Genomic DNA, 16,100 nt, shown 5'->3' with positions numbered 1-16,100 from the left:
GAGTCGGCCCCTTTTTGTTTTTCGCTCCTTGTTTTGCGCTTCGGGAAGCGGGTAACAACTAGCGGCCACCTACCACACTGGCGCTACCCGTAGCCATTGCACTCTCCAGCAACGGAGGTGGCAGCATGGCATTCTCCTGCTGCGCAGCTTTCGGAGCGCCAATTTCCCGATTTAACGCCGCGCCCCTCTCACGCTGTTCACGCTTCTCACGTTGCTCGTCATCCTCTTCAGCGTCACCCATTGGCAAAAGCTCACCGCCATGCAAGCGCACTTCCGGCAGGTTCAATGCATCGATACCAAGACTGTAGGGGGTTACCTCGCTGAAAATTCCCGGATCCAACTGAGCAATATCATCCACGGGGTTTTGAATAACCGATTTAAGCCCCTGGGCAGTCTGCGCACCAGCGACAGATTCCAACTGGTCCCCGGTGGCAGTGAACTCCGGCTGCCGCCCAACAAAGGCCGGCTCAAAATAACTCAGCGCAACAATATCTACCGACTGGCTGGCATCCATACGCAGAGGATTTATCTCGGTACCGATGCTGCCCCAGCGCTGCAGATCGCTACCCAGCTGAATGGTCGCAGCTGTAATATGTGTGTCGCCGAAGGTTTCCGCAGTCAGTGAGCCAAAGTTTGCACTGGTCAGCGAAACGCTGCCGCGGCCGACGTCAACCTGGTCGATCAACAGGTCTTCATTGGCGACGATAGACACATTGATATCGATGTCGCTAGAGCTCAGGTACAGTGACTGCACATCGGCCTCGATGTCCAGATCCCCCGCAAGGTTAAATTCGACATTCTCCGCCAGCAACGAACCGCCGATGGTTTCGCGACTTGCACTGGTCAGAGACAGGTCACCTACCGGGTCATACTCCAGCGTCATACCTGCGGCACTAAAGTTAATACCTGCCCCCGAATCAGCTACGGTGAAATCCAACTGCTGATTGGACACAAGGCTCAGGCCCCCGGTGGTATCTGCCAGCTGCTCAAAGCCGCTGAATGAGAAATTGCCAACGGCATTTTGCGCAGTGGATTCACCATTGATCTGCCAGCTTTGCTCGGTGAGATACACTTCCAAGCGGTCACTGCCAGCACCTGCGGACAACACGGTAGGTTCGCTGTCGCTGAGCAGCTGTACCAGATCATCGCCGGCGCCCAGTACCAAGCTATCCAGCAAAGTGCCGCTCATATAAACAACATCATTACCCGCGCCGGTACTTACCGAGGTAAAGGCGCCACCTTCAAGATAAAAAGTATCTTCTGCGGCACCAGCCACAACATGTTCGAAGCCACTGAATGCAACAGCAAACTGCTCGTTAGAAACCGTGTTGCCGCCATCACCAAGCGTCCACGAGAGTATTGCGTCCATACCGTAAAGAGTGTCACTGCCACTGCCTGCGACTATCGACTCCACACCTGTGAAGCTCACTCCGCCCATGGTCAGGAGCGCGGGCCCGGACAATGCATAATCCGCAGAGAAGTCCGGACCGCTATAGATACCGGTATCGCTAACCTGCTCCAGATTTTCGAAAATTACTGAGATGCTATCGAGCTGCGCCACCGCAGAATTTTCGATCAGAGCAGAATCCTGCGTAGCGGAGGTCCAACGTCCATTGCCACCGGTGACGATGTCCTCACCTCCGGCGGTGTCCACACGACCAATACCGGTAAACACGGTTCCTGCCACCGTCATATCACCGGAAGCATCCAGAACAAGCGTCTCACTACCGTCGGTGCCCACAAGGGTATCGTTGCCGCCACTTCCGGCGACGGATTCAATACCACTAAATTCGACACCTCCAACCTGCACGCCGCCATCCAATCCGGTCAGGACAAACTCTTCATCACCGCTGGTACCACCCAGGCCGGCGTTTTGCGCCACAACCTGATCGACACCATCAAAGAGAACGCCATTGGCTGTTACCGAGCCCGAAGCATCCACCTGCCAATTGCTGGCGGCACTGGCGACCTGGTCGCCCGCTTCGCTACCAGATATAACCTCAGAAACACTTTCAAACAGGATATCCAGCACACTGAGCGTATTACCGTCGGCACTTAATTCATAAGTTTCGACAATGCTGTTCTGGGTACCATCTACCAGCGCAGATTCGGTGGTCACCACTTCGATCCCGGAAAACGCGATATCGGAAATCGCCGCGCTGCCATCGGCATCACCCAATACCCAGTTGCCTGCGGACGCGCTACTCACACTGTCGGCACCAGTTCCGGCAGCAACACTGTTAACACCACTAAACGCAATACTGTCGACCCGCAGCGTTCCATCAGCCGCTACCGCGAAGAGACTGCCGGAGTCAGCGCCGATCACATGCCCGCTACCATTTTGTGCCAGCTCGACAGCATCAAATGTCATTGAGCTGTGGGACAGGGAACCAGAGCTTCCCAACAACTCCCAGTCGCTACCAGAGAGCCCAACAACCGTATCTTCACCGACACCTGCACTAATGGTGTTTACATCACTAAAAAGAATACCGCTGGCAGACAGAGAATTGTTTGCCTGCACGGTGAAGACATCATCGCCACTGGTTCCAGTAAGCACATCCGTGCCTGAGACCGTCGTTACCCCGGACACATCAACACCACCGCTAACAACAGAACCGTTTCCAACCAGGGAAACGCCATTCCAAACTTGCAGGTCGGTATCGGGATCTTGCAGACTCAGGGCGTCTATACCGCTAAAGGACGCGCCTCCCGCAAACACCGCTCCTTCCCCGACGATTTCCGCACTGGCTTGGCCGGTGATATCAAGTGCAGCGGATGTGCCGGTGAATTGTTCGGCGCCGGTAAGAACAATGCCTTCATGCTGTACACGATTGTCTCCGTCCAATGCATAACCCAAACCAGATCGTGAGATGACTTCATCATTGCCACCACTGGCATCAACACTGGAAAGCCCACTGAAGGCGATACCAAAAATAGAGAGAGCCCCACTACCGGACAACTCGAAGGTGTCAGCGCCGGTACTGCCGATAAGCGATTGGGCGACTGCGGACTCAATGCCGGTAAATGCGATTTCGCTGGTGTTAAAGGCCCCGCTATTACCGGTCAAGGTAATTACATCCAGCGCTTCAACACTATCCTCGCCCGAGGCCGCGTCCACACTGCTGACTCCGGCGAAGCTCATATCACCTACGCTAAGAGCATTGTCAGCCATTACCGAGAAAACATGGCCGGAAGCATCACCTTGAAGCCGGCCACTGCCCCCGGCCAGATTCTCTACCCGTATTAGTGACAGACCACCATGATTAACCTGGGCGACATCGGAAGTGAGCAACCAGTCCTCGGCCGCAGTACTGTTGAAACTGTCTTCACCCCCGGCACCGTTCAGTGAAGTGACACCGCTAAAACGCACAGTGTCTGCAGTCACAGTGCCGTCACTCTCAAGGCTAAATTGCTCAGCACCGTCGGTACCGGTGAGACTGGCTACCTCGACAGATTCTATGCCGCTGAAACGTAAACCATCGGCACTCAATACATCTGCGGTGGATGTCAACGTGAGACCGCTGGAAAATCCTGTAGCATCAAGGGTATCGCTACCCGTATCACCCAGCACCTGCAACATGCCACTGACAGTTATTAGGCCTACACTCAAACTGCCATCACTGTTCAGAGTGAAGGCATCCGCAGAGCCGCTCCCCACCAGGTTGGCATCCTGAGCCAGCAGTATTTCGACATTGTCGAATGTGACCCCGTTATTTACGGCACTGCTTTCGCCTTGCAATAACCAGTCCTGACCACTCAAGCCAGTAACAGTATCGTTGCCAGCCCGTGCATCAACAAAAGTAGAAGAGCCAACTTCCACTCCGTTGACCGTCACATTACCCGCATCAGTAAACGCCAACAGGTCATCGCCATCTGTGGCCTCCACTAGTTCAGCGAGAATTCTTCCTATGTCGTAAAACCGAATATCACCATTGAGCGCATAACTGACGGCGTTTGCACCGTTACCCTCTTCCAGTAATTGAGCAGTGCCATCCGCCACCAGCGTATTAACGCCATTAACATCTGTGCCGGCACCGCTAACCGAGACAATGTCAGAGATGGACATGCCTGCGGTGGTGATGGTGCCACTACCTGTTACCGTAAACGTATCGTCACCATCGTGACCGATAAGCTCGGCAAGAGAAGCGGTCGCGATATCGCTTAGCGTGAGATTTGTTCCAGCCTGTAGCGCATTGTCGCTACCGGTAAGTGTGAGGGCATCGCCGAAGGCACTGGCATCCAGGTGATCACCACTGGTAGCACCATTGCCATCCACAGCATTGAGCCCGGTGAATGTCATTGCGCTGTAGCCAACGGAAAGATTGTCGGCATCACCGGTCAGGACAAAGGTGTCGTCACCTGTGGTCCCGGTAAGGCCAGCATTTTCGGCAACAAGGTTTGTGAATCCGTGGAAGGCAATCCCGTTATTCGTGGCCGTATTGTTATCGACCAACAGCCAGGCGAGCCCATCGGCGCCATTGACAGTACCGCCGTTAGTAACCGTGACATCGGCAACGCCGTTAATCAACATGGAGAGAGCATCGACGGTATCGTTGTCGATCACTGATACCGTGTTGCCATCGACATCCCCGAGCAAACTACTCGCCGTGGCGGAATCCAAGCCACTAAAGGTGGCACTACCCGTGCTGACCTCGCCGGCGTTACCGGTAAGCTGCAGGTCCCCACTCAAGTTACTTGCGTCCAAATCTGCATTGGTACCTGCAAACGACTCGACACCGCTGAATGCAATATCTTCATGTTGAATACTGCCGCCAGTGTTCAACACATAATTTTGGTTTGCGCGAGAGTTGACGATATCACTGCCGCTGCCGGCATTGACCGCAGTCAGTCCGGTAAAGCTGATACCGGCCACATCGAGCGCACCACTTGCGGCAAGCGCGTAAGTGTTCCCAGAGTCTGCACCATTCAATGTGGTGGCACTCGCGCTGTCGATGCCGGTAAAGGCAATTTCATTTGTGGAAAGTGCACCATCACTGTCACCGAGTATCACTGCGGCAATCGCAGTGATGGAGTCCGCTGCTACGGTATCCGCGTTGACACTACTGATACCGGAGAATTGCAGGCTGCCAACATCCAGTGCATTGTCGCCGGTAATGGTAAAACTATGACCGTCACTGTGGCCTGTGAGGGTACCGTTGCCACCAGACAGAATATTAATATCCTGAACGGCCAGAGCGCCGTGATTCACGATGCTGGCGCTGTCAGTAAGTGCCCAGCTGGTAGTCGCAGTACTGGCAAACGTATCCGCACCGCCGCCACCGATCAGACTGGTAACATCGGTGAAAACGAAGCTGGTACCATCCAGAGTCAGGTTGCCCGAATTATCCAGTGCAAACTGCTCAACACCGCTGGTGCCTGTGAGTGTTGCGACTGCGGCATTGGTAATACCCGCAAGAGTCAGGGTGCCTGCGGTCAGCTCACCGGCCGTGTCGGATAAGGCAAGGCCATCTACATAGGCAGTCGCGGTCAGGCTATCTGTACCACCATTACCATCCACGCGCGTGAGCGCGCTAATCGTGGTTCCGGCAAAGTCGACACTGCCATCGATATTCAGGGTAAAGCTTTCATTACCCGTCGTTCCGAGTAAATCCGCACCATTAGCGTCCAGGGAAGTTAATCCGGTAAAACTGATGCCATCGCTTGTCAGGGTACTGGCATCCTGGATGGCCCAGTCGCTACCGCTGCCGACCATAGCATCCGCACCACCACGGGTGTCGACAGCAGTAATGGACAACAACTCATACCCGTTAACAACCAGATTGTTATTGAGGTTGTACTGGAGGTTATCGGTGGCGTCTGTACCAAGCAATGTCTGGGCGCTGAGTTGGGACAGGCCGTCAAACACAACCAGTTGATTTTCATCACTATCGACGAGAGCAACCTGGGTGCTATCAATAAGCTCAAGGGTACTGGTACTACTCAAACTGTCGCTGCCACCGCCCCCAGTGACGCCATCCAAACCATCTATGCTCAATCCATAAATAGAGACGACCCCGGCATCGGTCACGGCAAACGCATCATTCCCCGCAGTACCTAGCAAATTGGCAATTGAGGCGGTATCGATATTCGTCAGAATTACATCCGTTCCAACTTGTAGCGTATTGTCGCTACCGGTAAGTGAGAGAGCATCGCCGAAGGCACTGGCATTCAGGTGATCACCACTGGTAGCACCATTGCCATCCACAGCATTGAGCCCGGTGAATGTCATTGCGCTGTAGCCAACGGAAAGATTGTCGGCATCACCGGTCAGAACAAAGGTGTCATCACCTGTGGTCCCGGTAAGGCCAGCATTTTCGGCAACCAGGTTGGTGAATCCGTGGAAGGCAATCCCGTTATTCGTGGCCGTATTGTTATCGACCAACAGCCAGGCGAGCCCATCGGCGCCATTGACAGTTCCGCCGTTAGTAACCGTGACATCGGCAACGCCGTTGATCAATATGGAGAGAACATCGACGGTATCGCTGTCGATCACTGCTACCGTGTTGCCATCGACATCCCCGAGCAGACTACTCGCCGTGGCGGAATCCAAGCCACTAAAGGTGGCACTACCCGTGCTGACCTCGCCGGCGTTACCGGTAAGCTGCAGGTCTCCACTCAGGTTACTTGCATCCAGGTCTGCATTGGTGCCTGCAAACGACTCGACACCGCTGAATGCAATATCTTCATGTTGAATACTACCGCCAGCGTTCAACACATAATTTTGGTTTGCGCGAGAGTTGACGATGTCACTGCCGCTGCCGGCATTGACCGCAGTCAGTCCGTTAAAGCTGATACCGGCCACATCGAGCGCACCACTTCCGGCAAGCGCGTAAGTGTTCCCGGAGTCTGCACCATTCAATGTAGTGGCACTCGCGCTGTCGATGCCCGTAAAGGCAATTTCATTTGTGGAAAGTGCACCATCACTGTCACCGAGTATCACTGCGGCAATCGCAGTGATGGAGTCCGCTGCTACGGTATCCGCGTTGACACTACTGATACCGGAGAATTGCAGGCTGCCAACATCCAGTGCATTGTCGCCGGTAATGGTAAAACTATGACCGTCACTGTGGCCTGTGAGGGTACCGTTGCCACCAGACAGAATATTAATATCCTGAACGGCCAGGGCGCCGTGATTCACGATGCTGGCGCTGTCAGTAAGTGCCCAGCTGGTACTCGCAGTACTGGCAAACGTATCCGCACCGCCGCCACCGATCAGACTGGTAACATCGGTGAAAACGAAGCTGGTACCATCCAGAGTCAGGTTGCCCGAATTATCCAGTGCAAACTGCTCAACACCGCTGGTGCCTGTGAGTGTTGCGACTGCGGCATTGGTAATACCCGCAAGAGTCAGGGTGCCTGCGGTCAGCTCACCGGCCGTGTCGGATAAGGCAAGGCCATCTACATAGGCAGTCGCGGTCAGGCTATCTGTACCACCATTACCATCCACGCGCGTGAGCGCGCTAATCGTGGTTCCGGCAAAGTCGACACTGCCATCGACATTCAGGGTAAAGCTTTCATTACCCGTCGTTCCGAGTAAACCCGCACCATTAGCGTCCAGGGAAGTTAATCCGGTAAAACTGATGCCATCGCTTGTCAGGGTACTGGCATCCTGGATGGCCCAGTCGCTACCGCTGCCGATCAGGCTACCAGCGGTAGCTGAATTGATATTGCTGAAGATGAAACCGTTTCCAGCCTGTATGGTATTGGCAATACCGGTAAGCGTGAGCGCATCGGTAAAACTGCTGGCGTCCAGTTGATCACCGTTGAGCGCGCCATTGCCGTCCACTGCTGTTACGCCGGTAAATACCATTGAATTTGAGGCAACGGCGATATTGTCCACATCGCCACTCAGGCTAAACGTATCGTCGCCCGTGGTACCAACAAGCCCCGCGTTTACACCAACAAGATCGGTAAACCCATGGAATTCAATTCCGTTGTTGCTGGCCGAATCGGGGTCTACCAAAAGCCATGCGAGCCCATCGGCTCCATTGACGGTACCACCGTTTGTGGCCGTGACATCGGCAACGCCGTTAATTGACATAGAGAGAACATTGACGGTAGTGCTGTTGATCACAGCCACCTCATTGTTGCCAAGATCCCCACGCAAACTACTCGCAGTGGCAGAATCCAAACCACTAAAAGTGGTGCTACCCGTACTGGCTTCGCCAGCGTTATCGGTGAGCTGCAGATCGCCACTCAGGTTACTTGCATCCAGATCTGCATTGGTACCTGCAAACGACTCGACACCACTGAATGCAATATCTTCATGTTGAATACTACCGCCAGCGTTCAACACATAATTTTGGCTCGCGCGAGAGTTGACGATATCACTGCCGCTGCCGGCATTGACCGCAGTCAGCCCGGTAAAGCTGATACCGGCCACATCGAGCGCACCACTTCCGGTAAGCGCGTAGGTGTTCCCGGAGTCTGTGCCATTCAATGTGGTGGCACTCGCGCTGTCGATGCCGGTAAAGGCAATTTCATTTGTGGAGAGCGCTCCATCACTGTCGCCGAGTGTCACTGCGGCAATCGCAGTGATGGAGTCCGCTGCTACGGTATCCGCGTTGACACTACTGATACCGAAGAATTGCAGGCTCCCAACATCCAGTGCATTGTCGCCGGTAATGGTAAAACTATGACCGTCACTGTGGCCTGTGAGGGTACCGTTGCCACCAGACAGAATATTAATATCCTGAACGGCCAGGGCGCCGTGATTCACGATGCTGGCGCTGTCAGTAAGTGTCCAGCTGGTACTCGCAGTACTGGCAAACGTATCCGCACCGCCGCCACCGATCAGACTGGTAACATCGGTGAAAACGAAGCTGGTACCATCCAGAGTCAGGTTGACCGAATTATCCAGTGCAAACTGCTCAACACCGCTGGTGCCTGTGAGTGTTGCGACTGCGGCGTTGGTAATACTCGCGAAAGTCAGGGTGCCTGCGGTCAGCTCACCGGCCGTGTCGGATAAGGCAAGGCCATCCACATAGGCCGTCGCGGTCAGGCTATCTGTACCACCATTACCATCCACGCGCGTGAGTGCGCTAATCGTGGTTCCGGCAAAGTCGACACTGCCATCGACATTCAGAGTAAAGCTTTCATTACCCGTCGTTCCCAGCAGATCCGCACCGTTCGCGTCCAGGGAAGTTAATCCGGTAAAACTGATGCCATCGCTTGTCAGGGTACTGGCATCCTGGATGGCCCAGTCGCTACCGCTGCCGACCATGGCATCCGTACCGCCAAGGGCATCGACAGCGGTCACACCATCGAAAGTGACGTTTTCGTAAACCACGCCATCGCCGGTCAAGGCAAATGCGTCATCACCCTCAGAACCATGGAGCGAAAAATCCGTTGCGACAATTCTACTCGCCCCCTGAATGCTGACGCTCTCAACCGCATTAACGACAACCCCATCCGAGCCGATGAAGGTTACCGGATCATCGGCGGGAACCTGGTCATCGATTTCGAAAAGCGCTAACCCCTGAATCTGGGTGACATCAATACCATAAGTGCCATTAACCACCTCAACCTTTATCGTACTTTCAGAGGTGATCTCACCCAGCTCGGCAGTCACCAGATCTTGCGGCGCTGCTCCGCCCGTATCACTCGTAACACCGAGCGAAAGTTCGAATCCTGTCACATCAACGCTGCCGGCATTAGTGAAACCGTCGACCGCCGACACGCTCAGAATGCCCGCCGCATCACCGCCAATGACATGGTTGGATTGACTGGGTTGTCCGTTGCTCTTTTGAGCAACTGATACTGACTCGCTGGCCTCAAGTATCAATTCAGAATTTGTGGTCCAGACAACATCATCATCGATAACAACACTGCCGTTCTCCGCATCCAGGATGAGCTCTGCGTTACTACCCAGAGCAGCCTCAACAACAGCGCCATCTATGTTATCTGCCGAATTATTTTCTACCGTGATAGCGGAGGCGCCAATTCTCCAGTCACCACCTGTAGTATCCTGGCCAGTGGTGGCAACTGAAAAATCTCCGTCCGTGATACCAAGCTGCCCGTCCACTCGCGTGGTAACAGAACCGCCGGAAAAACCGGTCCCATTGCCTATAGCACTAATACTCCCGCCCAGGTTCAAAGCATTGGTTGCTGAAACAAATACCGTACCGCCATCTTCGTTCAGGGTTGCGTCGGCAACCAGTTCACTGGTCGCGCCGAGCGTAACAGTATCACCGGAAATACTGATATGATCTGACGATACCGCGCCTGTCGCCGACTCGATACGACCCTCATTGAGAATACTGCCGCTTACGCCATCACTGGCTGATGAAGCGGAAAGCTTGATTGTGCCGCCCGCCACATCAATACCACTGGCGGTAATAGTACCGGTATTATTGACTGCATGGGTGAACAGATCATCGGCAACTCTCGCCTCTATGATTACATTTGCACCTTGAAGAATGCCGTCATTGAGAACAGCAGCATCAAGCCCCAACTCTGACTCGAGCGCCTGAGATTCAACCGCCACAGAAACCAAGCCGTCCTGACCGATAGAAATACTCGCCTGACCGGCTCCGATCATATTGATCGTCCCCCTTGTGGCGGTTATCGATCCGGTATATTCCGTATTGTCTATCGTATCTTTCAGATTGTGCACGCTATTTCCGATTAGCGTTACGCCCCCTGATTGAGCCGTTATGTTACCCAGGTTCGATACGGAGCCATTCTCCGACACAGTTCCATAATCAACATCGCTGGACTGCTGTAGAACACCATCGCCATCAACATAACTCACGCTACTGGCGATGCCAGAGACCGTTAACGCCGCTACATCTACAGTGGATGACTCAGAGAACATCACGCCGCGCGGATTTATAAGCACCACGTGCCCATCAGAAGACATTGTCCCGAGAATCGAACTTTCTGCATTCAAAACACGATTAATAACTAGATGGGAACTACTGAACTCGCCGTCACCCACTTGTGAAAAATCGAAATGGATACTCTCCCCATTACCAATATCAAAATTATCCCAGTCAATTTCGCCGTACCTAGTTGAAATAGTGACCTTCGTGTCATATGGATCGACGTTATCTTCGACCGTCACCGATTCCGTATGAGCAATAACATCCGCCGTACCTGAAGCGGCATAAGCGCCCTGACCAGCATACAATCCCAGGCAGACGATTTTTATGGCATTGGAAAGAATATTCTTCTTGGTATTCATAATGTCATTCACTATGGTGCGGAAAGCCTCCGTACTCGACGGATAGCAGCTATCAATTGTTCACTGAAGAAAGTATGAGAAGTCGGCGTAGAGTCTTGGCCCATCAGCATCATCGCCAGTGCCGTCAATGGACGATCTCGACATGGTCGGCCAGGCAAGCGAGAATTGACTCGCCCAATTTTCATTCCAACTGAATTTGACCAACACACCGGCACCGGATAAGCCTGCCCAGTCGTTTTTTACGAATGGTTCATAATTCTCGACCACGCCGTAGCCGCCATCAGCAATCAGCGCAACCTGCAACATATCGCTCAGCCGATTCCCGAAAACAATGGGATTGATGGCGTTGGGAAACCCTGGATACCACTCCATCGTCAAGAGACCGGCTTGGTCCGCAGAAAAATCACGCACATCGAAAGCCCGCACGCCGTTAGCGCCACCCAGCGAAAATTGCTCGAAGGCCGGCAACGCTGTCTCACTATACTGCCAGCGGCTTTTTAAAATTAGGCGGGATTGAACATCGGCAAATGGTGTGGGTAAAAACAACAATGAGCTTGTTTCAGCTGCAAACTTAACAAAATCATTGCCGCGGGCGGGATCAACAAGCGTCTGAAACTCTCCGAACTGCGCTTTCGCATTGATTACATTCAGCATGGGCACACGTCCGCCGGACAGTGTATCCATGTAAAATCCTGCCTCGGCACCAATTACATGTTCACCCTCATCCGGTAACGCAATAACGGCACTGATATCCGATTTCTTTTCTGTAGCGGCTATAGATCCGCTGAGATTAAAATCGCGCGAGCGACGGAATTTGTGATCTACGGTTAATGCATAACTTTCATTGACACCATTAATGTCTAACAAATTGATAAAGTTACTCGGATCTTCCGCATCATGGAGAACAAACTCATTGTAATCTGCGGAGATTTCCAGTCGCGTACGCGGGCCAAACAAAGGCAAACTGTACTTGAGCTGCCCCAGGTTAGAGCCGAACTCCGAGTCGAAACTACCACTGCCCACTGAGCGGAGATAACCTACGGTAAGCTCATCCCCGATACCGATGGGATTGAATACGTCGACAGAAGTGAATATCCGGTTGTCACCAGTAAATGTAGAACCATGGTTATCCATGCGTGTTACAAGGCGCCAACCGCTCTCATCGCGCACCTTCAGGTTCAGGCGGGTTTCTCCGGGGCTATCTCCCGCAGTAAAATAGCCGGTTACATTAAGAGCGGGAAGGTCATTCAATAGATAAAGGGATTCCTCGACATTTTTGTGATTTACCAGCGCGCCTTTATGACTAGAAAACGCAGCAGCAAGTTGCTCGCTCCCATAGCGCCGGTTATCGTGCACGGAAACCTGGCCCAGCACGCCCTCCTGGATACTGAACACCACCACGCCATCCTTTACTTCCTGTGCAGGAATCTGTACCTGCGCGAGAAACAGCCCCTGTTGGCGATAGAATCGGGTGAGCTCAGCGGCAATATCTTCCAAGTCACCGTACGTGAGACCGCGCTCTGCGTTTTGCCGCTCCACAACACTGACCAGGCGGCGTAGTTCACGTGGCCCGAGATTTTGTGGTTCAAACCGAGCCCCGACCCCCTCGAGTAACAGCGCGAGTTCTTTTAGTTCATCTATGGTAAAGCCACCGGCCACCATTTGGTCCTCTTGCATGTATTTCACACGCAGAGCTTCCGCCTTTTCCTCTATTACCGAACGCTCGATACCATATTCCGGATACTCCTGCAGACGATGAAAGCGAAATGCCTTTACCGAAATACGCGGCCCCAGGTCGCGCCCAGACACCTCGGGGATATCAGCATCCAGGTTTGGATAACGTGCTTCGCGTGACCGCCGCTCAAACTCCCTGGCCACATCCTCATCATTGACGTTAGGCACGTCCTGTTCAAAGGCCTGTTGCACGCGACTGCGAAATCCAGAATCGGATTGCTGCGCTTCAGCGGGCAATGCCGCGACCAACACACACGCAATTACGATGCAAAAAAAGTTTTTAACCAAACAAGACACTGATTCCCTCCACCTTCATTTGATACCGGCTCTACTTCCGCGGGATCCCTCGCGGTCATACTCCATGAGCCAAATAGTCTGTCGTTGGCGCTAGACCTTATTCACCTGATCTCTACGCACGCACCCTAACGAACTAAATCACGTACGAGCCGAAAACCAGTCAATCCGTCCGCGGATCCGTCATGGAATATCTTCGACGTGGCCAAGCAACGGCTCATTGGATCTTGCCGACTACCACCGGCCGCCAGAAGATTGTTGTCCACATCAAAGACCCACTCCTGAACATTACCTACTGCATTGACAATGCCGAATGGATTTGCACTACCTGATCGCACGGCAACAAGTTCCACCCCTTTCTCAACTCCGCCATAGCGTAAGTAGCAGTTTCTGTCTGCGACTTCTGGCTGTCCGTTCGCGCTCGCCGCCGCAAACCACTCACGCTCACTGGGTAGACGGTACTCACGCCCAGTCTCCCCATTCAGCCAATGGATGTAGGCTTGCGCCTGCGCAAGACTCAGATTCCGAGCGGGTAAGGGGACATTCTCTTCTTCGGTAGAAGAACAATCGCCAGTAACACGACAAAATTGCGAAATTTCACCAGCACTGACTTCATACTTACCAACCGCAAGCGGACGGCCCGCTCCACCATTCACCACGACCATCTCGGGTCCAAGGCCACCCGACACAAGTGAATCTGCACAGGAATATCGATCTCCGCGACCACCGCTACCGGGGGCTAGATGGGCACAGTAGTCAATATCAAGATCAGCCAGCAATGCATCTTGCGGGAGTAAGTTCCTTGCGCTATCCAGTAGGGGTTGTGTATTCGTGGGATTTCGCAATGCCAGCTTGTCAAAACAGCCCGCAAGCTCTTCGCCAATTACTGGACGCAGTAATTTCGCTTTCGTCGCATCAACTTGCTGTAGAGCACTGAGCGCGTAGCCGATGCGGTCTACGCTAATGTTGAAATCACACTTCAACATTGACTCAAGATCATCAATCACAAGATTGATTTTTTTCTGCTTTTCTTGCGCAACTCTCAACTGCGCTGCACGAGCGACCTCGCGCCTCATCCGCTCAGCTTCGCGCTCAGCCGCTATCCGCTCCTGCTCCAACCTCACCCGCAAAGCCTCCCTCTCCGTCTCAAGCTGACTGCGAATTTCCTCAGCGCCCGGAACCCCCTCATTCCACTGGACAGCACGTGACAGCATCCGCTCAGCGGGCTCGAGATTACCCAGGTTAAGCTGACCAGTGGCCGCGGCGATAAACAGGTCCGAGACACTACGCTTAGTCGATTCTGCAAAAGCTGCATCGCTAGGATTAAGTGCGGAATATTCCTGAAGCTCTATACGTAGATCCCGCTCCCAGGCCTGATTTAGAACACTGAGCTCTAAAAGGCGACCGATGGTTTCTTTTTTGTCAGCGATGCGGCGCTGAACTAATTCGTTTTGAAGCTTTTCTTCCAGCTCTACCTTTACACGCCGCTGCTCTTCCGCATTTTCTTTTTCGAGGTGTGTATATCCCATACCACCAGCAATTAGAGTTGCTGCAAACAAACTACCAAAAGCCCACTTCCAACCGGTTTTCCCAAAAAAACCTTGGACAAAACGCTCAACCGAGTCCGTACGCTCTTGCCGACGCAGTGCAAGCGCCGAATCCAAAGCGCGCCATTGACGCCGACTAAGTGTTTTAATGCGCTTCGGTTTGAGCTTCTTCTCAAAAGCTTTATCGGCGGGAACCTTATCGTATGGATGGCGCCCACTAAAAAGTTCATAAGCGACACAACCGAGCGCGAAAACATCATCACTCGGCTGCGGCTCGCCACCCTTGAGCATCTCCAGACTTGCATACGCCGGAGTCAGCGCGCCCAGGGTTCCCGCGTCAAATACGGTTTTTTCTCCCGCCTTACTCGCCACACCGCCTTCAGAGACAGCACGCGCAATGCCGAAATCAATAACCTTTGCACCCTTCTTCTCCGTGACAAAGATATTTCCAGGCTTAAAGTCCGAATGCACAATTCGATGAGAGTGTGCGTAAATCAAGGCGTTAGATACATCCTTAAGTAGCAATGCTGCCTTTTCTTTACCCACACCGACTCCAGCGCTTTTACGCAAGAGCTGATCGAGAGGAGCCCCTTCAAGGAACTCCATTGTCATAAAGACACGGTCACCTTCCCTGTCGAAGTCATACACCGTAACAATATTCGGGTGTGCCAAGGTTTGAGACTTTCGCGCTTCACGCTGCAAGGAAATAAATGCATCAGGGTGCTGCTGAAAGTCTTCGTTCAGCAGCTTGATCGCCACATACGGGTCGCTGTCGCTCGCCTCAAGTTTGCGGCGATCAAGAGCTTTGTAGACCGCGCCCATACCACCGACTCCGAGCAACTTATCAAGCTCAAACCGGCCTTTGATTACTGTCTTGGTGACTGCGCCTTCGCGGGAACTAGAGGGCTCGAAATGGACCGCTTCATGTGGACGGGGTAAACCATCACTAGTGGCCAATCCATCTACGACACGAGTGGCATCAAAACTTTTGGAGCCAGCACTTTCAACCAACGACGATGAGCTGGTTTGCACACTGGAAGATTGCCCGGGGATAGCCCTCTCAAGCCCGGGATTATGGTTCACTTGGGGATGATCATTGGCACCGGTATTGTCATTGCCAACGAATACAGTCACATCAGAATCACCGCAAGCAGAAAGATTCTCTGCCGCCTTTTTTACTATGCGGGTCTTGTCATTCACAACCATCTCCCTGGCGCAATTTTACCGGCGCATCCAATCGCCGAGAAGGTACTAGTGAGCGTAAGGCTTCCAGAATTAAAACATTCAGTTACACACGACTTCGCTGACTGCCCCGTGAGAACATACTAGAAGGTCGCGGA

Annotated in this window: 3 protein-coding genes; all 3 read right to left on the bottom strand. The window is 53.2% G+C overall.

Translation table 11 applies throughout. The annotated features are described in order from the left end of the window. Nucleotides 1-58: 58 nt before the first annotated feature. Nucleotides 59-11,185 carry a filamentous hemagglutinin N-terminal domain-containing protein gene (locus Mag101_RS01595; protein WP_077399861.1) on the bottom strand — a complete coding sequence of 3,709 codons (11,127 nt, stop codon included), beginning with the start codon at nucleotides 11,183-11,185 and terminating at the stop codon, nucleotides 59-61. A 60-nt stretch (nucleotides 11,186-11,245) separates the two neighbouring features. Continuing rightward, entirely contained in the window at nucleotides 11,246-13,207 is a 1,962-nt protein-coding gene (locus Mag101_RS01590) for a ShlB/FhaC/HecB family hemolysin secretion/activation protein (protein ID WP_232325093.1), read from the bottom strand. 134 nt (nucleotides 13,208-13,341) lie between these two features. Continuing rightward, nucleotides 13,342-15,960: a bifunctional serine/threonine-protein kinase/formylglycine-generating enzyme family protein gene (locus Mag101_RS01585; RefSeq protein ID WP_198040047.1), complete on the bottom strand. Its 2,619-nt coding sequence runs from the start codon at nucleotides 15,958-15,960 to the stop codon at nucleotides 13,342-13,344. Nucleotides 15,961-16,100: the final 140 nt, after the last annotated feature.

It is taken from the genome of Microbulbifer agarilyticus (genome assembly GCF_001999945.1).
Taxonomy (GTDB): domain Bacteria; phylum Pseudomonadota; class Gammaproteobacteria; order Pseudomonadales; family Cellvibrionaceae; genus Microbulbifer; species Microbulbifer agarilyticus_A.
The sequence above is the reverse complement of the archived record's forward strand: the minus strand, read 5'-3'. Positions and strand labels throughout refer to the sequence as shown.

Bases quoted from the DNA above. Each gene is read 5' to 3' on its own strand.
- Mag101_RS01595 (WP_077399861.1), bottom strand. From the start codon at position 11,185: ATGAATACCAAGAAGAATATTCTTTCCAATGCCATAAAAATCGTCTGC.